The 19,878-nt window shown below is 71.4% G+C and carries 23 protein-coding genes; 18 read left to right on the top strand and 5 right to left on the bottom strand.

Going from position 1 to position 19,878, the window contains the following annotated elements; genetic code table 11:
• Window positions 1–38 precede the first annotated feature (38 nt).
• The 13 genes from glyA to FXF52_RS25050 all read left to right on the top strand — a co-directional run bounded on the left by glyA (window position 39) and on the right by FXF52_RS25050 (window position 11,057).
• The gene (glyA, locus tag FXF52_RS25110) at window positions 39–1,370 is read left to right on the top strand and encodes a serine hydroxymethyltransferase (RefSeq protein WP_222870655.1); all 1,332 of its coding nucleotides are present in this window, start codon (window positions 39–41) and stop codon (window positions 1,368–1,370) included.
• Window positions 1,363–1,794, top strand: coding sequence for a hypothetical protein (locus tag FXF52_RS25105; RefSeq protein ID WP_148800736.1), 432 nt, complete (start codon window positions 1,363–1,365; stop codon window positions 1,792–1,794). The genes glyA and FXF52_RS25105 overlap by 8 nt, the downstream gene beginning before the upstream one ends.
• Window positions 1,795–1,987: 193 nt before the next feature.
• Window positions 1,988–2,224, top strand: a complete 237-nt coding sequence (locus FXF52_RS25100; protein WP_148800734.1) for an AtpZ/AtpI family protein — start codon at window positions 1,988–1,990, stop codon at window positions 2,222–2,224.
• Between the two features lie 11 nt (window positions 2,225–2,235).
• Window positions 2,236–3,033 carry a F0F1 ATP synthase subunit A gene (atpB, locus tag FXF52_RS25095; protein WP_148800732.1) on the top strand — a complete coding sequence of 266 codons (798 nt, stop codon included), beginning with the start codon at window positions 2,236–2,238 and terminating at the stop codon, window positions 3,031–3,033.
• Between the two features lie 67 nt (window positions 3,034–3,100).
• Entirely contained in the window at window positions 3,101–3,328 is a 228-nt protein-coding gene (locus tag FXF52_RS25090) for an ATP synthase F0 subunit C (RefSeq protein WP_091197508.1), read from the top strand.
• A 26-nt stretch (window positions 3,329–3,354) separates the two neighbouring features.
• Window positions 3,355–3,885 carry a F0F1 ATP synthase subunit B gene (locus tag FXF52_RS25085; protein ID WP_148800730.1) on the top strand — a complete coding sequence of 177 codons (531 nt, stop codon included), beginning with the start codon at window positions 3,355–3,357 and terminating at the stop codon, window positions 3,883–3,885.
• Window positions 3,885–4,706, top strand: coding sequence for a F0F1 ATP synthase subunit delta (locus FXF52_RS25080; protein WP_148800728.1), 822 nt, complete (start codon window positions 3,885–3,887; stop codon window positions 4,704–4,706). Before FXF52_RS25085 ends, FXF52_RS25080 begins: the two co-directional genes overlap by 1 nt.
• Window positions 4,707–4,792: 86 nt before the next feature.
• Complete coding sequence (gene atpA / locus FXF52_RS25075; RefSeq protein WP_148800726.1) at window positions 4,793–6,445, top strand: F0F1 ATP synthase subunit alpha; 1,653 nt, start codon at window positions 4,793–4,795, stop codon at window positions 6,443–6,445.
• Window positions 6,446–6,447: 2 nt separating this feature from the next.
• Complete coding sequence (locus FXF52_RS25070; RefSeq protein WP_148800724.1) at window positions 6,448–7,377, top strand: F0F1 ATP synthase subunit gamma; 930 nt, start codon at window positions 6,448–6,450, stop codon at window positions 7,375–7,377.
• Window positions 7,377–8,813: a F0F1 ATP synthase subunit beta gene (gene atpD, locus FXF52_RS25065; protein ID WP_148800722.1), complete on the top strand. Its 1,437-nt coding sequence runs from the start codon at window positions 7,377–7,379 to the stop codon at window positions 8,811–8,813. Before FXF52_RS25070 ends, atpD begins: the two co-directional genes overlap by 1 nt.
• 224 nt (window positions 8,814–9,037) lie before the next feature.
• The gene (locus FXF52_RS25060) at window positions 9,038–10,174 is read left to right on the top strand and encodes an LCP family protein (RefSeq protein ID WP_148800755.1); all 1,137 of its coding nucleotides are present in this window, start codon (window positions 9,038–9,040) and stop codon (window positions 10,172–10,174) included.
• 136 nt (window positions 10,175–10,310) lie between these two features.
• Window positions 10,311–10,589 (top strand): F0F1 ATP synthase subunit epsilon, encoded by a 279-nt coding sequence (locus FXF52_RS25055; RefSeq protein WP_148800720.1) that lies wholly within the window; start codon window positions 10,311–10,313, stop codon window positions 10,587–10,589.
• A gap of 12 nt (window positions 10,590–10,601) precedes the next feature.
• On the top strand, window positions 10,602–11,057 hold the full coding sequence (locus tag FXF52_RS25050; RefSeq protein WP_148800718.1) for a DUF2550 domain-containing protein: 456 nt from the start codon (window positions 10,602–10,604) through the stop codon (window positions 11,055–11,057).
• A 143-nt stretch (window positions 11,058–11,200) separates the two neighbouring features.
• On the opposite strand, the gene FXF52_RS25045 is transcribed toward FXF52_RS25050, so the two are convergent.
• A complete protein-coding gene (locus tag FXF52_RS25045) occupies window positions 11,201–11,857 on the bottom strand; it encodes a class I SAM-dependent methyltransferase (RefSeq protein ID WP_255472318.1) in 657 nt (218 codons plus the stop codon).
• A gap of 131 nt (window positions 11,858–11,988) precedes the next feature.
• On the opposite strand from FXF52_RS25045, the gene FXF52_RS25040 reads away from it, so the two are divergent.
• The 3 genes from FXF52_RS25040 (at window position 11,989) to FXF52_RS42525 (ending at window position 14,696) form a co-directional block, all read left to right on the top strand.
• Window positions 11,989–13,194 carry a sensor histidine kinase gene (locus FXF52_RS25040; protein WP_148800716.1) on the top strand — a complete coding sequence of 402 codons (1,206 nt, stop codon included), beginning with the start codon at window positions 11,989–11,991 and terminating at the stop codon, window positions 13,192–13,194.
• The gene (locus tag FXF52_RS25035) at window positions 13,191–13,889 is read left to right on the top strand and encodes a response regulator transcription factor (protein ID WP_148800714.1); all 699 of its coding nucleotides are present in this window, start codon (window positions 13,191–13,193) and stop codon (window positions 13,887–13,889) included. Before FXF52_RS25040 ends, FXF52_RS25035 begins: the two co-directional genes overlap by 4 nt.
• Window positions 13,890–13,970: 81 nt before the next feature.
• A complete protein-coding gene (locus FXF52_RS42525) occupies window positions 13,971–14,696 on the top strand; it encodes a DedA family protein (RefSeq protein ID WP_222870654.1) in 726 nt (241 codons plus the stop codon).
• 22 nt (window positions 14,697–14,718) lie between these two features.
• Here FXF52_RS42525 and FXF52_RS25025 read toward each other — a convergent pair whose 3' ends face one another.
• Together FXF52_RS25025 and FXF52_RS25020 are read right to left on the bottom strand one after the other, a co-directional pair.
• Complete coding sequence (locus FXF52_RS25025) at window positions 14,719–15,117, bottom strand: VOC family protein (RefSeq protein ID WP_148800712.1); 399 nt, start codon at window positions 15,115–15,117, stop codon at window positions 14,719–14,721.
• On the bottom strand, window positions 15,114–15,686 hold the full coding sequence (locus tag FXF52_RS25020; protein ID WP_148800711.1) for a cob(I)yrinic acid a,c-diamide adenosyltransferase: 573 nt from the start codon (window positions 15,684–15,686) through the stop codon (window positions 15,114–15,116). The genes FXF52_RS25025 and FXF52_RS25020 overlap by 4 nt, the downstream gene beginning before the upstream one ends.
• Here FXF52_RS25020 and murA point away from each other — a divergent pair.
• Complete coding sequence (gene murA / locus FXF52_RS25015; RefSeq protein WP_148800709.1) at window positions 15,685–17,124, top strand: UDP-N-acetylglucosamine 1-carboxyvinyltransferase; 1,440 nt, start codon at window positions 15,685–15,687, stop codon at window positions 17,122–17,124. The genes FXF52_RS25020 and murA overlap by 2 nt on opposite strands.
• A 94-nt stretch (window positions 17,125–17,218) precedes the next feature.
• A complete protein-coding gene (locus FXF52_RS25010; protein ID WP_148800707.1) occupies window positions 17,219–18,067 on the top strand; it encodes a 3-hydroxyacyl-CoA dehydrogenase family protein in 849 nt (282 codons plus the stop codon).
• Window positions 18,068–18,159: 92 nt separating this feature from the next.
• Here FXF52_RS25010 and FXF52_RS25005 read toward each other — a convergent pair whose 3' ends face one another.
• Window positions 18,160–19,008, bottom strand: a complete 849-nt coding sequence (locus tag FXF52_RS25005) for an ABC transporter permease (protein ID WP_148800705.1) — start codon at window positions 19,006–19,008, stop codon at window positions 18,160–18,162.
• On the bottom strand, window positions 19,008–19,853 hold the full coding sequence (locus FXF52_RS25000) for an ABC transporter ATP-binding protein (protein ID WP_148800703.1): 846 nt from the start codon (window positions 19,851–19,853) through the stop codon (window positions 19,008–19,010). Before FXF52_RS25000 ends, FXF52_RS25005 begins: the two co-directional genes overlap by 1 nt.
• Window positions 19,854–19,878: the final 25 nt, after the last annotated feature.

Genomic DNA, 19,878 nt, shown 5'->3' with positions numbered 1-19,878 from the left:
GTGCCCGCCGAGGTGACTCGTGGCTCCGGTGCCGAGACATGGCACAGCCCCCGGTGCGGGGCTCCGTAGACTCCTACGTTGTGGAGAACACCAGAGACACCTTCTGGGGGCCGGACTTCCAGCAGCTCAGCACCGTCGACCCGGAGATCGCCGAGGTGGTGCTGGGGGAGTTGGCGCGGCTGCGCGGTGGCCTGCAGCTCATCGCCAGCGAGAACCTCACCTCCCCGGCCGTGCTGGCGGCCCTCGGCTCCACGCTGACCAACAAGTACGCCGAGGGCTACCCGGGCCGGCGCTACTACGGCGGCTGCGCCGAGGTGGACCGGGCCGAGGAGATCGGCATTGCCCGGGCGAGGGAGCTGTTCGGGGCCGAGCACGCCAACCTCCAGCCGCACTCCGGTGCCGGCGCCAACCTGGCCGCGTACGCCGCGCTGGCGCAGCCGGGCGACACCGTGCTGGCGATGGACCTGCCGCACGGCGGCCATCTCACCCACGGCAGCCGGGTGAACTTCTCCGGCAAGTGGTTCCACACCGTCGGCTACACCGTCCGGCGGGACACCGAGCTGATCGACTACGACGAGGTACGCGACCTGGCCCGGGCGCACCGCCCCAAGATGATCATCTGCGGGGCGACCGCGTATCCGCGGCTGATCGACTTCGCCCGGTTCCGGGAGATCGCCGACGAGGTCGACGCCTACCTCATGGTGGACGCGGCACACTTCATCGGGCTGGTCGCCGGCCGGGCCGTCCCCTCCCCGGTGCCGTACGCCGACGTCGTCTGCGCCACCACCCACAAGACGCTGCGCGGCCCGCGCGGCGGCATGATCCTCTGCCGGGAGTCGCTGGCCGCCCGGATCGACAAGGCGGTCTTCCCGTTCACCCAGGGCGGCCCGCTGATGCACGCCGTCGCCGCCAAGGCGGTCGCGCTGCGCGAGGCCGCCCAGCCCGAGTTCCGGGCGTACGCGTCGCAGGTGGTGAGCAACGCCCAGGCGCTCGCCGACGGGCTGGCCGCCGAGGGGATGCGGCCGGTCTCCGGCGGCACCGACACCCACCTGGCGCTGATCGACCTGCGCGAGGTCGGGGTGACCGGGGCGGACGCCGAGGCGCGCTGCGACGCGGCGAAGATCACGCTGAACAAGAACGCCGTCCCGTACGACCCGCAGAAGCCGATGGTCGCCTCCGGCATCCGGGTGGGTACGCCGAGCGTCACCACCCAGGGCATGCGGGAGGGCGAGATGCGACGGATCGCCACGCTGATCGCGCGGGCGGTCCGCACCGATCCGGCGGCGCCGGGGGGAACCGACGAGCTGGCCCGGATCGCCGCCGACGTGACCGAGCTGGTCACCACGTTCCCGGCGTACCCCCGTGGCTGAGCCGGGGACGCGCGCCGCGGAGGCGCTGGAGGACCGCGGCTGGCGGCTGCGCCACCTGCCGGTGCTGCTGATCTCGACGGCGGTGCTGGCGGCGGTCGCCGGGGTGGTCGGCGGGGTGACCCGGGGCGCGGACGGCGCGCTCGGCGCGGCGGCCGGGGTGGCCGTCACCGCGCTCAGCTACACGTTCACCACGGTGCTGCTGGCCTGGGCCGACGCCCGCGACCCCCAGCTCGTGCTGCCCTTCGGCCTCGGCGCGTACGTGGCCAAGATGAGCGTGCTCGGGGCGGTGATGATCGGGGTGGCCGCCACCGGTTGGCCGGGACTGATCCCGTTCTGCCTGGGCATCGCCGCCGGCGTGCTGGTCTGGACCGGCGTGCACATCTGGTGGCTGACCACTGTGCACGCCCGGCGGTCGCGCGGCTGACCTGCGGACACACCGGCGCGCCGTCCCACGCTTCGGACGGCGCGCCGGTGTGTCCGCGATCGGTCATTCTCTCAGTGGCGGAAGGGGAGTAGCGTGCCTCCAGACGACTTCGCCCACCCGTGTCCCACACAACCAGGTTGTGCGGGGGGTGAGGCACAGCCTCGTCTCCTCGACTGATATCGTTCGCCCCGACATGGCCGGTGACCAGAAACCCCCCAGCACTGGCGGCCCGGGCGACGTTCCGCCCGGTGCCGGTCAGGGTTGGACCGCGCTCAGCTATCTGATCGCGGGCATGCTCGTGTGGGGCTTCATCGGCTGGCTGGTCGACCGTTGGCTCGAGACCGATGGCATCGCCACCGGGATCGGGATCGTGCTCGGCATGGCCGGGGGGATCATCCTGGTCGTGCGCAAGCTCGGCACGCCTCAATAGGAAGGGACGCGGTGTTCGGACAGGCGAACGTCCTTGCACAGGGCGCGGCAAACTTTCCTCCCAGCGTGGAGGACTTCTACCTGCCCAGCATCCTGCCCTGGGGTGCGCACAACTCCTACTGGTTCACCAAGATCACGTTCATGGTCTGGCTGGCGGTCGGGATCCTGATCCTGTTCTTCCTGCTCAGCTACCGCAACCCGCAGCTGGTGCCGACCAAGAAGCAGTGGTTCGCCGAGTCGATCTACGGCTTCGTCCGGAACAACATCGCGGTCGACATGATCGGGCACCAGGGAGTTCGGTTCGCGCCTTACTTCACCACGCTCTTCTGTTTCGTCCTGCTGACGAATTTCTTCGCGATCGTCCCGTTCTTCCAGATCTCGCCGAACTCGCACATCGCCTTCCCGGCGTTCCTCGCGTTGATCAGCTACGTGCTCTTCAACTACGTGGGCATCCGGCACCACGGCTTCGTGAAGTACTTCAAGAACTCGCTCATCCCGCCGGCGCCCTGGTACATCCTGCCGCTGCTGATCCCGATCGAGGCGTTCTCGACCTTCCTGGTCCGGCCGTTCTCGCTGGCCGTCCGTCTGTTCGCCAACATGTTCGCCGGGCACATGCTCCTGCTGGTCTTCACGCTGGGCGGCTTCGCGATGCTCAACGCCACCGGGCTGCTGGCGCCGGTCTCGGTGCTCTCCTGGCTGATGACCGTCGCGCTGACCTTCCTCGAGTTCCTGGTGATCTGTCTGCAGGCCTACGTCTTCACGGTGCTGACCGCCAGCTACGTGCAGGGCGCGCTCGCCGAAGAGCACTGATCCACTTCGCACCAACCGTTGTCGTCCCGCGTGACAGTCACGCGTGATAACCAGGAGGAACACACCAATGGACGTTCTCGCCGCGGTATCGGGCAGCACCGCCGCCATCGGCTACGGCCTGGCCGCCATCGGCCCGGGCATCGGCGTGGGCCTGGTCTTCTCGGCCTACATCCAGTCGACCGCCCGCCAGCCGGAGTCGTCCCGGATGACCCTGCCGTACGTCTGGATCGGCTTCGCTGTCATCGAGGCGCTGGCCCTGCTCGGCGTCGCGTTCGGCTTCGTCTGGGCTAAGTAATCCCCCCTCTGATCGGGAGGTCTTCCATGTACTTCCTCGCCGAGGGTGCTGAACACAACCCCATCCTGCCGATCTGGCAGGAGATTGTGGTCGGTGGCATCGCCTTCATCGTGCTCTGCTTCGTGCTGATGAAGTTCGTCTTCCCCCGCATGGAGCAGACGTTCCAGGCCCGGGTCGACGCGATCGAGGGTGGCATCAAGCGTGCCGAGGCCGCCCAGGCCGAGGCCAACAAGCTGCTCGAGCAGTACCGCGCGCAGCTGGCCGAGGCCCGGACCGACGCCGCCAAGATCCGCGACGACGCCCGGGCCGACGCCGAGGGGATCCGCCAGGACATCCTCGCCAAGGCGCGGGAGGAGTCCGACCGGATCATCGCGGCCGGCAAGGAGCAGCTCTCCGCCGAGCGGGCCACCATCGTGCGTGAGCTCCGCGCCGAGGTCGGCACCCTCGCGGTGGACCTGGCCAGCAAGATCGTCGGTGAGTCGCTCGCCGACGAGGCACGTCGCAAGGGCACCGTCGACCGGTTCCTGAGCGGTCTCGAGAGCGCGGGGGCCCACTGATGCAGGCCGCCAGCCGGGAGTCGTACAAGGTCGGGGCCGAGCGCCTCGACGCGTACGCCCGTGGCGCGGAGCCGTCGGCGGTGGCCTCCACCGCCGACGACATCCTCTCCGTGGCCGCACTGCTGCGGCGCGAGCCGCGGCTGCGCCGGGCGCTGTCGGACCCGGCGCGTCCGGGTGAGGACCGCACCGGCCTGCTCACGGGCATCCTGAGCGGGAAGGTCGGCGCGGACGCGCTCGACCTGCTCACCGCGCTGGTCGGCGGCCGCTGGTCGGCGCCGTCGGAGTTGCTCGACGGCACCGAGCGGCTGGGTGTCGAGGCGCTCCTGGCGGGCGCCGAGAAGGCCGGCGAGCTGGGCGAGGTCGAGGACGAGCTGTTCCGTTTCGGCCAGGTCGTCTCCGCTTCCGCCGAGCTGTCCAACGCGCTCTCCGATCCGATGGCCCCGGCCGAGCGGCGGGCCACCCTGGCCCGCGAGCTGCTCGCCGGCAAGGCCCGGCCGGTCACCGTCCGTCTCGTCGAGGCCGCGCTGGCCGGCTTCGGGGGGCGCTCGTTCATCGGGGCGCTCACCCGGCTGGTCGAGCTGGCCGCCGACCGGCGGGACCGTCAGGTCGCGTACGTGACCGTGGCGGCCCCGCTGAGTGACGAGGAGGAGCGACGCCTCGGTGCCCGCCTCTCCGCGATGTACGGTCGAGAGGTTTCCGTCAAGCAGACGGTGAACCCCGAGGTGCTCGGTGGGGTGAGCGTGCGGGTCGGCTCCGACCTGTACGACGGCACCGTCCTGCGCCGCCTCAACGAGACCCGCAACGCGCTCGCGAAGCGCTGACCAGCGCCTCCGCAGCCCTGATTCGACGCCATCGGACCGGTCGGTACTAGGTATCCCGGGCCCCTGATACTTGAAGGAAGCAGAGGATGGCCGAGCTGACCATCTCGACGGAGGAGATCCGCGGCGCCCTGGAGCGCTATGTCTCCTCCTACACGGCCGACGTCTCCCGTGAGGAGGTCGGCACCGTCGCCGACGCCGGCGACGGCATCGCCCACGTCGAGGGTCTGCCCTCGACCATGACCAACGAGCTCCTGGAGTTCGAGGACGGCACGCTCGGCGTGGCGCTGAACCTCGACGTCCGGGAGATCGGTGTCGTCGTCCTCGGTGACTTCGGCGGTATCGAGGAGGGGCAGCGCGTCAAGCGCACCGGCCGGGTGCTCTCCGTCCCGGTCGGCGACGCCTTCCTCGGCCGCGTGGTCAACGCGCTCGGCCAGCCGATCGACGGCCTCGGCGACATCCCGGACGAGGGCTACCGCGAGCTGGAGCTCCAGGCCCCGAACGTGATGTCCCGCCAGTCGGTCTTCGAGCCGCTGCAGACCGGTCTCAAGGCCGTCGACGCGATGACCCCGATCGGCCGCGGCCAGCGTCAGCTGATCATCGGTGACCGGAAGACCGGCAAGACCACGGTCGCCCTGGACGCCATCCTCAACCAGCGGGACAACTGGCGTTCCGGCGACCCGAAGAAGCAGGTCCGCTGCATCTACGTCGCCGTCGGCCAGAAGGCCTCCACCATCGCCTCGATCAAGGGGACGCTGGAGGAGGCGGGCGCGATGGAGTACACCACCATCGTCGCCTCCCCGGCCTCGGACCCGGCTGGCTTCAAGTACCTCGCCCCGTACACCGGCTCGTCCATCGGGCAGCACTGGATGTACGGCGGCAAGCACGTCCTGATCGTCTTCGACGACCTGAGCAAGCAGGCCGAGGCGTACCGGGCCGTGTCGCTGCTGCTGCGCCGCCCGCCGGGCCGCGAGGCGTACCCGGGTGACGTCTTCTACCTGCACTCCCGGCTGCTGGAGCGCTGCGCCAAGCTCTCCGACGAGCTGGGCGGCGGCTCGATGACCGGTCTGCCGATCATCGAGACCAAGGCGAACGACATCTCCGCGTTCATCCCGACCAACGTGATCTCGATCACCGACGGTCAGATCTTCCTCGAGACCGACCTGTTCAACCAGGGCGTCCGGCCGGCCATCAACGTCGGCACCTCGGTCTCCCGGGTCGGTGGCGCCGCCCAGGTGAAGCCGATGCGGAAGGTCGCCGGTTCGCTCCGGCTCAACCTGGCCCAGTTCCGCGAGCTGGAGGCGTTCGCCGCCTTCGCCTCCGACCTGGACAAGGCCTCCCGTGCCCAGCTCGAGCGCGGCTCCCGCCTGGTCGAGCTGCTCAAGCAGCCGAACTACTCGCCGTACCCGGTGCAGGAGCAGGTCGTCTCGGTCTGGGCCGGCACCGAGGGCAAGCTGGACGACATCCCGGTCGGCGAGATCAAGCGCTTCGAGTCGGAGTTCCTGCAGTACCTCCGGCACAAGCACGAGGGCGTCCTGGCCGCGATCGCGGACAACAAGTGGGACGACGACATCATCGGCTCGCTCGACTCGGCCATCACCGAGTTCAAGCAGCTCTTCCTCGGCAAGGAGGATGAGGTGCGGATCAACGAGGCCCCGGCCAAGCCGCTGGAGGGCGAGGAGACCCGCGAGACGGTGACCCGCTTCCGCGAGGGCTCGACCGACCGCCCGGCTGAGAGCTGACGATGGCCGCCCAGGTACGCGTTCTTCGTCAACGGATCCGCTCGGCGAAGTCGATGAAGAAGATCACCAAGGCGATGGAGCTCGTGGCGACGAGCCGCATCGCCAAGGCCCAGGCGCGGGTGGAGGCCTCCCTGCCGTACGCCAAGGCGATCACCGACGTGCTCACGGCGCTGGCGTCCAACGCGCGGATCGACCACCCGCTGCTCACCCCGCGCGAGCGGGTGCGGCGGGCGGGCGTCCTGCTGGTCACCAGCGACCGGGGTCTGGCCGGTGGTTACAGCTCCAACGCCATCAGGACGGCCGAGTCGCTGATCGCCCGGCTTGCGGCCGACGGCAAGGAGCCGGTGCTCTACGTCATCGGGCGCAAGGGCGTCACGTTCTACCGGTTCCGCAACCGGGAGATCGCGGCGAGCTGGACCGGCTTCTCGGAGCAGCCGGCCTTCTCCGATGCTCGCGAGGTGGGCGAGACGCTGATCAAGGCGTTCACGGCCGGCGCGGACGACGTGGACGGCGGGGCCGGGCCGGACGGGGTTGTCGGCATCGACGAGCTGCACATCGTCTACACCGAGTTCAAGTCCCTGATGACCCAGACGCCGGTCACGCGGATCATCGGCCCGATGCAGGTCGAGGACCGGCCGCGGTCCGAGGGTCTGCTCCCGGCGTACGAGTTCGAGCCGGAGGCGGAGGCGCTGCTCGACGCGCTGCTGCCGAAGTACATCAACACGCGGATCTACGCGGCGTTGCTGGAGTCGGCGGCCAGCGAGTCGGCGGCCCGTCGGCGGGCGATGAAGAGCGCCACCGACAACGCCGAAGAGATGATCGAGAAGTACACGCGGGAGATGAACACGGCCCGCCAGGCCGGGATCACCCAGGAGATCAGTGAGATCGTCGGCGGCGCGAACGCGCTCGCCGCGTCGGGAAGTGAAGTGTGATGACTGCCCCAGTAGAGACCAAGACGGCCACGGGTCGCGTGGTCCGGGTCATCGGCCCGGTCGTCGACGCCGAGTTCCCGCGCGACGCCATGCCGGACCTGTTCAACGCCCTGCACGTCGACGTGACCCTGTCCGGCGGCGAGAAGACGCTGACCCTGGAGGTCGCCCAGCACCTGGGTGACAACCTGGTCCGCGCCATCTCGATGCAGCCGACCGACGGCCTGGTCCGCGGCACCGAGGTGCGGGACACCGGCTCGCCGATCAGCGTGCCGGTGGGCGACGCGGTCAAGGGCCACGTGTTCAACGCGATCGGCGAGTGCCTCAACCTCACCGAGGGTGAGACGCTCAACCCGGACGACCACTGGCAGATCCACCGCAAGGCCCCGGCCTTCGCGGACCTGGAGCCGAAGACCGAGATGCTGGAGACCGGCATCAAGGTCATCGACCTGCTCGCCCCGTACGTCAAGGGCGGTAAGATCGGCCTGTTCGGTGGCGCCGGCGTGGGCAAGACGGTGCTCATCCAGGAGATGATCACCCGCGTCGCCCGGAACTTCGGTGGCACCTCGGTGTTCGCCGGCGTGGGTGAGCGCACCCGTGAGGGCAACGACCTCATCGCCGAGATGACCGAGTCCGGCGTCATCGACAAGACCGCGCTGGTCTACGGCCAGATGGACGAGCCGCCGGGCACCCGGCTCCGGGTCGCCCTCTCCGCGCTCACCATGGCGGAGTACTTCCGCGACGTGAAGAAGCAGGAGGTGCTGCTCTTCATCGACAACATCTTCCGCTTCACCCAGGCCGGTTCCGAGGTTTCCACGCTGCTCGGCCGCATGCCGAGCGCCGTGGGCTACCAGCCGACCCTGGCCGACGAGATGGGCGAGCTCCAGGAGCGGATCACCTCCGTCCGGGGCCAGGCCATCACCTCGATGCAGGCGATCTACGTGCCCGCCGACGACTACACCGACCCGGCGCCGGCCACCACGTTCGCCCACCTGGACGCGACCACCAACCTGGAGCGGTCGATCTCCGACAAGGGCATCTACCCGGCCGTGGACCCGCTGGCGTCCTCGTCCCGGATCCTCGCCCCGGAGTTCGTCGGCCAGGAGCACTTCCAGGTGGCCACCGAGGTGAAGCGGATCCTGCAGCGCTACAAGGACCTGCAGGACATCATCGCCATCCTCGGTATCGAGGAGCTCTCCGAGGAAGACAAGATCACCGTGCAGCGGGCCCGGCGGATCGAGCGCTTCCTGTCGCAGAACACCTACGCCGCCGAGCAGTTCACCGGCGTACCGGGCTCGACGGTCCCGATCAAGGAGACCATCGAGGCGTTCAAGAAGATCAGCGAGGGCGAGTACGACCACTTCCCCGAGCAGGCCTTCTTCATGTGCGGCGGTCTCGAGGACCTGGAGCGCAAGGCCAAGGAGCTGATGGAGGGCTGAGACCCTTGCCACACTCCACGGAGGCCGCCCCGACAGACGTCGGGGCGGCCTCCGCCTGTTCGGGCCCAGCTCGTACCCGATGTCCGGATGCCCGGAAGGCGGTTCGCCGGACCGCGCGGTACCGTTCGTGACACGACTTCACGTCATCAACGTTGCTCGCTATCGCAACGAAACGGATCCGCCCGCCCGTCTACCAGTCGTGGGCGCGACGATTGGAGAAGCTCGTGGCCAAGGCCGGCACGCGCGGCGGCAAGCGGTCCAGCTGGCGGGGAGTGCCGCGGTGGGCCCGGATGTGCACCATCTTCGGCGTGGTCCTCATGGTGCTGAGTGGCAGCGTGCTGGTGGGCTATCACGCGCTGGTGGCCCGCTATGAGGGCGCGGTCGGCAAGGGGGACCTCTTCGGTGACGAGGCGGCCGGCGCCACCGAGAAGAAGAGCGACATCAAGGGCCCGCTGAACATCCTGCTGGTCGGCATCGACCCCCGCGATCCGAAGACCCCGCCACTGTCCGACTCGGTCATGATCATGCACGTGCCGGCCGGCCTGGACCGGGGCTACCTCTTCTCACTTCCCCGCGACCTGCGGGTCGACATCCCGGCCTTCCCCAAGGCGCACTACTCGGGCGGCACCGGCAAGCTGAATGACGCCATGTCGTACGGCAGCAGGGTGTCCGGGCAGAACCCCGACGCTGCGCAGGGCTTCGAACTGCTCGCGAAGACCGTCCAGCAGGTCACCGGGATCGAGCGCTTCGATGCCGGCGCGATCATCAACTTCACCGGCTTCCGGAAGATCGTCGACGCCATGGGCGGCGTCGACATGTACATCGAGCGGGACGTGAAGTCGGAGCACCGCCAGCCCGACGGCACCATGCGCCAGCTCAAGCCCGGCGGTGGGGGCTACCTCGGCCCGCAGGCCGAGTACAAGAAGGGCAACGCGCACCTCAAGGGCTGGCAGGCGCTGGACTACGTGCGGCAGCGCTACCCGCGCAACGGCGTGCCGGACGCCGACTACGGCCGGCAGCGGCACCAGCAGCAGTTCGTCAAGGCGATGGTGAGCCAGGCGTTCAGCGCCGACGTGGTGACCAACCCGGTGAAGCTGGACCGGGTGCTCCGCGCCGCCGGCGAGTCGCTCATCTTCAACGGCCGCGGCAACAGCGTGGTCGACTTCGCGCTCGCGCTGAAGGGCATCCGAGCCGACTCGATCCAGACGATCAAGCTGCCCGGCGAGGGCATCGGCACCGGCTCGGCGTACAAGGGGGAGCGGCTGCTGCCGCCGGCCGACGACTTCTTCGCGGCCCTCCGCAACGAACAGATCGACGCGTTCATGCTGGAGCACCCCGACTTCAAGCAGAAGACCAGTTAACCTGAGCGCCAACGGACCCCGGCGGGTGCCGGGGCTCGTTGACGTGACCGTGGCGCAGCTCTCGCCACCCGCGTTGGGTGGGGCTCGAGGCCGCGACTAGACTTTCGGCAATCCGCCGCCGCAGCAAGGAGACAGCGTGGCACAGCAGCTTCACGTCGAGCTCGTAGCCGTCGAGGAGAAGGTCTGGTCCGGCGAGGCCGAGATGGTCGTCGCCCGGACGACCGAGGGTGAGCTGGGTGTGCTGGCGGGGCACGCGCCCCTGCTCGGCCAGCTCGCCGAGCCCAGCCAGGTACGCATCAAGCAGGCCGGCGGCCAGCAGCTCGCGTACGACGTGGCTGGCGGCTTCGTGTCGGTTACCGGTGAGGGCGTCACGGTCCTCGCCGAGAGCGCCACCCCCGCCACCCCGGCGCGCTGAGCCGACCCGCCGATGGAGATCGTGGAAGGGATCGGAATCGGCGTCGCGGTCGTGCTCGCCTCGCTTCTGATCCTCTTCGTCCGGCGGGCACTGTTCACCCGCAGCGGAGGCATCATCCGGCTCAGTGTCCGGGTCTCCACGATCCTCGACGGCCGAGGCTGGTCACCCGGCTTCGGCCGTTTCGTCGGCGACGAACTTCGCTGGTACCGCATGTTCAGCTTCGCCCTGCGGCCCAAGCGGGTACTCTCCCGTAAGCGGCTCGCGGTGGAGCGCCGCCGGCTCCCCGAGGGGCAGGAACGGCTCTCCATGCCGGCCGACTGGGTGATCCTGCGCTGTACCAGCAATCACGCACCGGTGGAGATCGCCATGGCGCGGTCCACGGTCACCGGCTTCCTCTCCTGGCTCGAGGCCGCCCCGCCCGGGGCGGTCTCGCCGCGTATGGCCTCCCAGGACTGGCCCGCCGCCTGATCCCTCGCCCCTGGTCCGTCTTTGGTCGCGGTCCGGGGCTCGCCGCCTCCTCGTGGAGTGTGTCGCCGTTGGCGCGCTGGCCGGGGCTTGATCGACTCCATATACGCGATGTGGGGGTGTCGGCGGCTGTCGGATACCGCCGTTTACGCGACCTGGTGTGGATCTTCGGGGGTCTGGCCCCCTCTGTCCAGGCGGGAGCCTGCGGCGAGTGGCGCGAGTGGGCGGCGGCAGTGGTACACGAGGGCGGGTGGCAGGTTGGCCCAGACGGTCCGGCCCACGGTCACCTCGTCGAAGACGCCGGTCAGCAGCCGGTGGAAGCGCCGGGCCGGGCGGGTCGGCAGGGCGTGCCGGTACGCGAAGGTGGTGAAGACCCCGCCGGCGTTGAGCGCACCGACCACCGCGGCGAGGATCGCCCGCTGCCGTCGGGCGGGAAAGGCGGCCCAGGGCAGCCCGCTGACCACCACGTCGGCCGCCGCGAGCCGGCGTTCCGCCAGCAGTTCCCCGAGCGCGGCGGCGTCGGCGCGTACCACCTCGACGGCGGGGTGCCGGCGGGCCAGGCCGGTGGCGAACGCCGGGTTGAGTTCGACCGCCAGGTGGTGGCCGCGGCCGGCCAGCCGCTGCTGGATTGCCCCGGTGAACGCTCCGGTCCCGGGGCCGAGCTCGACCACCAGCGGGTGCCCCGCCCGCGGCACCGCCGCCGTGATGTCCCGGGCCAGGGTGGGCCCGCTGGGCAGCACCGCGCCGGTGGCGAGCGGGTGCCGCATGAACTGGGTGAGGAAGGTCGGCGCGTCGCTGATCACGCTGGTCGACGCTAGGCGCGGGACGGCCGGGCGGGCCTCGTGCCGGCGGTCGGCGTACCGGCCACCTGGAGGAGGCACGGCGGCCGATGGGAGGGCCGTCGGCGGCGCCGGTCGTCCGTATGGTTGGCCAGGTGACGGATGGGTGGCGCGGCTGGTGGCGGGAGGTGCTGCTCGGGCTGGCCACGGCCGGACTGGGCCTGGCGACCACCCGGATGGCCCGGCCGGGGGTGGCCCGCGAGGAGTGGGCGGAGGTCTTCGCGGTCCTCGCCGGGCTGGCCCTGGTGGCCGTACGGCGGTGGCCCTGGCCGGTGCTGCTCGCGGAGTCGGCGCTGATGGTCGTCGGCGGCGCGGTGACGCTGGCCGGTGGCGGCATCCCGCAGCTAGCCGGGGCGGTCGCGCTGGGCTACGTCGCATACCGGTGCGGCCGGTCGGCGACGGTGGCGGGGTATGCCCTCTACCTCGGGGCGACGCTGGGCGACGCCCTGCAGCGCGACGCGGGCGTCCTCTCCGGCGGCACCGGGGTGATCCGTCTGGTCCTGCTGGCCGGGGTGGTCGCCGCGCCGGTGGCGTTCGGCCGGTATCTGCGCGGGGTGCGGCAGGCCGCGGCGGCGGCCGAGGAGCGCGCCCGGGAGGTGGAGGAGCGCCGCGCGGCGGAGACCCGGGCGGCCCGCCTCGCCGAGCGGGCGGGTGTCGCCCGGGACCTGCACGACATCGTGGCCCACCACATCGCGGCGATCGCCCTGCGCGCCGGCGCGGCCCGGTACGCCGTGCAGCACACCGGCCGCACCGACGAGGCGGTGTCCGCCCTCGGCGAGCTGCGGGACACGGCCGGGCAGGTGCTGGACGAACTGCGGGAGTTGCTGGAGGTGCTCCGGGACCCGGAGGCGGTCGAGCCGACCGACCCGCAGGTGGAGCCGGAGCAGGTGATCCGGGACGCCGCCCGACGGGTCCGCGAGGCGGGTGTGGCGGTCCAGGTGAGCGTGTCGCCCGCGCTGGCCTGGGTGCCGCTGGTGGTGGGTACGACGGCCGCGCGGGTGGTGCAGGAGGCGCTGACCAACACCCTCAAGCACGCCGGACCCGGGGCGATCGCCTCGGTGGACGTCCAGGGGGTCGACGGCGCGCTGCTGCTGGAGGTGCTGGACAGCGGGCCGGTCCGGCAGCAGCTCGCCGAGCCGGAGCGTGGCCGGCCGGGGCGTCCCGCGCTGCCCGCGTCCGGCTACGGGCTGAGCGGGATGCGGGAGCGGGTGGGCCTGCTCGGTGGCACGCTCACCGCGACGGGCACGGAGGGCGGCGGCTGGCGGGTGCAGGCACGGCTGCCGGTCAGGGAGAACAGATGATCAGGGTGCTCGTGGTCGATGACCAGACGCTGGTCCGGGCCGGGGTGGGTCTGCTGCTGCGGACGGCCGGTGGTTTCGAGGTGGTGGGCGAGGCGGGGAACGGCCACGACGCGGTGCGCCTCGCCGAGCGGCTGCGGCCGGATGTGATCCTCATGGATCTGCGGATGCCCCGGATGGACGGCATCGAGGCGACCCGGCGGATCCTGGACCGGCAGCCGGCCGCCCGGGTGCTGGTGCTGACCACCTTCGCCGACGACGTCAACGTGTACGGCGCGCTCGGCGCGGGCGCGATCGGCTACCTGGTAAAGGACGGGGCCCCGGAGGAGCTGATCGACTCGGTGAGCCGGGCGGCGCGGGGGGAGACCCTGCTGGCGCCGCCGGTGCTGGCCCGCGTACTGCGCCGGGCGCTCGCCGCCCACGACCGGGAGCAGCGGCCGCACCCGGACGCGCGCGCGGCGGACCTGCGGCTGCTCAGCACCCGGGAGCGGGAGGTGCTGGCGCTGGTCGGCGCCGGGCTGTCGAACGCGGAGATCGGCGTGCGGCTGCACCTCGGGGTGACCACCGTGAAGACGCACGTGTCGGCGGCCATGGAGAAGCTGGAGCTGCGCAATCGGGTGCAGGCGGCGGTGCTGGCGCACCGGCTCGGCCTGGTCGACGACGACTTCAACCCCGTGCCGGGTGCGGGGGAACCCTAAGGGGGTCGGCGGCCACCTGGAGGACCCGGGCGGGCCGGCGGGAGGAGGGCGGCGTCGCCCCGGCGCGGCAGGCTGGGTGACGTGACCTTCCTGGATTCCCTGCTGGACCGGTTCGACCACCTGCCGCCGGGTTACGTCCTGCTGGCCGCCGCGGCGGTGCTCGTCGCCGAGGTGGGCCTGCTGGTCGGCGTGGTGCTGCCGGCCGCCACCACCATGCTGACGGTCGGCCTGCTGGCCCGGGACGGCCGGCTCGACCTGGGCCTCGCGCTCGCCGTCACCACGCTCGCCGCGTTCGCCGGGGACCAGCTCGGCTACCTGGAGGGGCGGCTGCTCGGGCCCCGGCTCCGGCGTGGCCGGCTGGGCCGCCGGGTGGGGGAGCACCGCTGGCAGCGTGCCGAGACGCTGGTCGCGGCGCGCGGTGGGCCGGCGGTGCTGCTGGGCCGGTGGACCGCGTTCGTCCGCACGTTGGTGCCCCGGGTGGCCGGGGCGGCCGGGCTGCCGTACCGCCGGTTCGTGCTCTTCGACGGGCTGGCGGTGGCGGTCTGGGTGCCGGGGACGGTGCTGCTCGGCTGGGCCATCGGTGCGGCGCGGACGGCGCTTCCGGCCGCCGCGGGGGTGCTGGTCGTCGCGGCGGTCACCGCCGCCGTCGGCGGCCACCGGTTCCGGGTACGGCGGGCGCGCCGCCCGGCCGCGCGGGCCTGTCCGGGACCGGCCCGGGTGCGCGGCCGGTCGAGTGGCCGGCGGGGTGGGTCCCGCCGGCCCGGCGCCGGCCAGCACGCCCCGGCCCGCCGGGGTGCCGTGTGCTGAAACGTCGGGCTGGGGTGACCGCTCAGTCGAGTGCGGCGACCAGTTCCACCTCGTAGCCCTGCCCGTCCGCGAGGTATGCGGCGTATGTCCCGGGGCCGCCGGCGTGCGGGTGGCGGTCCGGGAAGAGCAGTTCCCACCCGTGGCCGGGGGCGGCCGCGACCAGCCGGTCCACCGCGGCCGGCGGGCCGGCGTGGAAGGCCAGGTGGTTGAGGCCCGGCGCGAGCCGGTCGTGCACCCGGCCGGAGAGAGCGGGGGACTCCTCGACCACCAGGTAGGTGGGGCCGAGCCGCCAAGACCGGCCGGCCGGCCAGTCCTGGTACGGCGTCCAGCCCAACTCGCCGAGGAGCCAGCCCCAACTGTGTCTGGCGGCGGCGAGGTCGGGTATCCAGACCTCCACGTGGTGCAGGGCCCCGGCGGTCAGCGCTTACCGCCCGGCACCCATAGCACATCGCCGTCCGGATTTGCCGTTCTTGCCAAGATAAAGAGCAGATCGGAGAGCCGGTTGAGATACTTTGCCGGGAGGGTGCTGGTCCGCTCCGGATCGTGCGCGATCAGGGCCCACGCCGCCCGCTCGGCGCGCCGAGCGATCGTCCGTGCCACGTGCAGCAGCGCCGCACCAGCGGTGCCACCGGGGAGGATGAAGGAGTCGAGCTTGCTCAGGCGCCCGTTGTACTCGTCGCACCAGCCCTCGAGGCGCTTGACGTACTCCTCCGTGACCCGTAGCGGCGGGTACGCCGGATCCGGCTCCACCGGGATCGACAGGTCCGCCCCGACGTCGAACATGTCGTTCTGGATCGACCCGAGGACCGCCCGCAGCTCGTCATCGAGCTGCCCGAGGGCGAGCGCGACGCCGATCGCGGCGTTGCACTCGTCCACGTCCGCGTACGCGGCGATCCGCGGATCGGTCTTCGGCACCTGCTCGTTGTTGCTCAGCCTGGTCATGCCGGCGTCGCCGGCCTTGGTGTAGATGCGCGTGAGGTGGACGGCCATGACGCACAGCCTACGGATTCCGGACCTGACCATCCCGGCCCGGCCGGCCCAGACCGGTTGGCCGGCCGGGGTCGGTCCGGGCGACGCGGGTGATCCGGCGGTCAACGACGTCGACGTCATCCGGGTGCTCGGTGAGGCCCGGCTGGCCGGCACGGTGCACGTGGTCGGGGCGAAGAATTCAGCGCTGAAGCTGATGGCGGCCGCGCTGCTCGCCCCGGGACGCAGCGTGATCACGAACGTCCCCCGGATCACCGACATCGCCATCATGGGCGAGGTGCTGCGCCGGCTGGGCTGCGGCGTCCGGTTCGCCGCCGACGACCCGGTCGACCCGATGGTGGCCCGGGGCGGGGTGGAGCGCTCCCGGTCGGTCGTCATCGACGTACCGGAGCAGCCCGGCGCGGAGGCCGACTACGACCTGGTCCGCCGGCTGCGCGCGTCGATCTGCGTGCTCGGCCCGCTGCTGGCCCGCCGGGGGTACGTGCGGGTGGCCCACCCCGGTGGCGACGCCATCGGGTCGCGCGGCCTGGACATGCACATCTCCGGCCTGACCCGGATGGGCGCCGAAATCTCCGGCGAGCACGGCTTCGTCATCGCCGAAGCCCCGGACGGTCTGCACGGCGCGGACATCGTGCTGGACTTCCCGAGTGTCGGCGCCACGGAGAACCTGGTGATGGCGGCGGTGCTGGCCGAGGGCACCACGACGATCGACAACGCCGCCCGGGAGCCGGAGATCGTCGACATCTGCACCATGCTGAACCACATGGGCGCCCGGATCGAGGGGGCCGGCAGCTCGACCCTGCGCATCGTCGGGGTGCCCGAGCTGCGCCCGGTGCGGCACGCCACCGTGGGCGACCGGATCGTCGCCGGCACCTGGGCGTTCGCCGCCGCGATGACCCGCGGGGACGTCACCGTGACCGGCGTCGACCCGGCGTTCCTGGAGGTCGCGCTGGACAAGCTGGTCTCGGCCGGCGGCCTGGTGGAGACCCGGGCCGACGCCTTCCGGGTACGCGTCGACGACCGCCCCGCGGCCGTCGACGTGGTGACCCTGCCGTACCCGGGGTTCGCCACCGACCTGCTGCCCATGGCGATCGGGCTGGCCGCGGTGAGCGACGGGGCGTCCCTGATCACCGAGAACATCTTCGACGGCCGGTTCATGTTCGCCAACGAGATGATGCGGCTCGGCGCGGACATCAAGACGGACGGCCACCACGCCCTCGTCTGCGGTCGGGAGCGGCTCTCCGGCGCCCCGGTCCGCGCCACGGACATCCGGGCCGGCGCCGGCCTGATCATCGCCGGGCTCTGCGCCGACGGCGTCACCGAGGTCTCCCACGTGCACCACGTCGACCGCGGCTACCCCGACTTCGTCGCCGACCTGCGGGCGCTCGGCGTGGAGGTGGAACGCGGCACCGCGCCCGAGGAGCCGGATCTCGCCATCTGAGGGGGCTCTCGCTCGGCCGAGACAGCCCTTAGCACTCGTTCAGGCTCGCCGACTAGGGTGCTGGCAGACACTCAATCAGGCGAGGGAGAAGCAGATGGCGGGTCGACTCGCGGTCGTCGGTGCCGGGCTGATGGGCTCGGGCATCGCCCAGGTCGCGGCGCAGGCGGGCTGGCAGGTGACGCTGCGGGACCTGGACGACGCGGCCACCAAGCGGGGCGTCGACGGCATCCGGAAGTCGCTGGAGAAGTTCGCCGAGAAGGGGAAGATCGAGGCGTCCGAGGTCGAGGCCACCCTGGCCCGGATCACCCCGACCACCGACCTGGAGGCGGCAGCCGACGCGGACATCGTGGTCGAGGCGGTCTTCGAGAAGATCGAGATCAAGCACGAGGTGTTCCGCGCGCTGGACAAGATCTGCAAGGCGGACGCCGTGCTGGCCACCAACACCTCGGCCATCCCGGTCACCCAGATCGCCACGGCCACCGAGCGTCCCGAGTCGGTCGTGGGCACCCACTTCTTCTCGCCGGTGCCGATGATGAAGCTCTGCGAGCTGGTCCGCGGCTACAAGACCAGCGACGAGACCCTGGCGACCGCGAAGGCGTTTGCCGAGGGGGTGGGCAAGACGGTGGTGGTGGTCAACCGGGACATCGCCGGCTTCGTCACCACCCGGCTGATCTGTGCGCTCGCCATGGAGGCGGTCAAGCTGGTCGAGTCCGGCGTGATCTCGGCCGAGGACCTGGACACCGCCTGCAAGCTGGGCTTCGGCCACGCCATGGGCCCGCTGGCCACGGTCGACCTGACCGGGGTGGACGTGCTGCTCAACGCCAGCAAGAACATCTACACCGACACCGCGGACGAGAAGTTCTTCCCGCCGGAGCTGCTCCAGCGCATGGCGACCGCCGGCGACCTGGGCCGCAAGACCGGCCAGGGCTTCTACGCGTACTGAGGTTGCTGACGCCCCCGACCGCGCGGCGGCCGGGGGCGTCACGCCGTCCGGGGCGGGGTGAGCGCGGCGCCCAGCAGGACCCTTCCTCCGGCTCAGCCGTCGCGCTTGGTGGTCCAGCGGAAGGTGGTCAGGCAGAGGACCAGGCCGATCACGCACCACAGCGCCAGCACCAGGGCGACCCGGCCCAGCTCGAACGAGCCGGCCGGCTCCTGGGCGCCGAAGCTGTCCGGCAGGAAGACGGCGCGCAGCCCCTGGCACATCCACTTGAGCGGGAAGAGCGCCGCAACCTGCTGCATCCAGCCCGGCAGGCCGGTGAAGACGAAGAACACGCCGGAGATGAACTGCAGGATCAGCGCCACCGGGGTGACCACCGCCGAGCCGCTGCGGGCGGTGCGCGCCAGCGAGGAGATGGCGATGCCGCACAGGGTGCAGGCGGTGACGCCGAGCGCGGCGACCCAGGCGAAGGTGAGCCACCTGCCCGCCGTGCTGGGCAGGTTCAGATCGAAGAAGACGGCGGAGACGGCGAGCAGCAGCGCGGTCTCGGCGACGCCGATCGCCACCACCATGATCACCTTGCCGGCGAACCACACCCATTTGGGCATCGGAGTGCCCCGGTAGCGCTTGAGCACCCCCCGGTCCCGCTCGATCGGAATCCAGATGCCGAGGTTCTGGAAGCTCACCGTCATCAGCCCGGTCGCGATCATGCCGGTGACGAAGTACTGGGTGAACCGCACCCCGGGCGTGATCTCCCAGGTGAAGATCGACGCGAAGATCGCAATCATCACCACCGGGAAGAGCATGGTGAAGACGACGGACTCCCGGCTGCGCAGGAACTGGGTGATCTCCAGCCGGCCCTGCCGCAGCGCCAAGGCGCCGGCGCCGAGGCGACGCCCTCCGGCGGTGGTGGCGACCGGGGCGGCCGGCTTCGTGGTGGTCGTCATCAGTGTCCGATCATCCGCAGGTAGACGTCTTCCAGGGTCGGCCGGGTCACCGTGAGCCCGGGGACCTCGCCGCCGAAGCGCGCGGCCAGCTCCGCGACCAGCGCCGTCGGCGTCGCGGTCGCCGCGCTCTCCGGCGTTCCCTCCGGGGTACGCCAGGAGACCGTCGCCAGGGCCTCTTGCCGGTTGCCGAGCCGGTTCGGCGGGGCCACCTCGACCACCCGGCCGGCGGCGATCACGCCGACCCGGTCCGCCAGGGCCTCGGCCTCGTCCAGGTAGTGCGTGGTCAGCAGGATGGTGGTGCCGGCGGCGGCGAGGTCCCGGATCAGCTCCCAGAACTCGCGTCGGGCCTCGGGGTCGAAGCCGGTGGTGGGCTCGTCCAGGAAGAGCAGTTCGGGGCGACCGATGATGCCCAGCGCCACGTCCAGCCGGCGCTTCTGCCCACCGGAGAGGGTGTGCGTACGGGCCCTGGCCTTGGCGCCCAGCCCGACCCGCTCGATGACCTTGTCCGGGTCATCCGCACCCGGGTAGAAGCCGGAGAAGTGCCGCACCACTTCGGCGACGGTCAGCTCGTCGAACTCGCCGGTGCCCTGGAGCACGATGCCGACCCGCGAGCGCCAGCCCGGGTCCGGGTGGGCCGGGTCGGCGCCGAGCACCCGTACCTCGCCGGCGTCGCGCTGCCGGTAGCCCTCCAGGATCTCCACGGTAGTGGTCTTGCCGGCGCCGTTCGGGCCGAGCAGGGCGAACACCTCGCCCCGGTGGACGTCCAGGTCCACGCCCGCCACCGCGAGGTTGTCGCCGTACGCCTTGCGCAGCCCCCGTACGGAGATCGCGAGCTCGTCATCCATGACGTCCAGTGTGCGACTCCGGCGT

The organism is Micromonospora sp. MP36 (assembly GCF_008119785.1).
Lineage (GTDB): Bacteria > Actinomycetota > Actinomycetes > Mycobacteriales > Micromonosporaceae > Micromonospora.
Note: the sequence above shows the minus strand (reverse complement) of the source record. Positions and strands in the feature narration are given on the sequence as shown.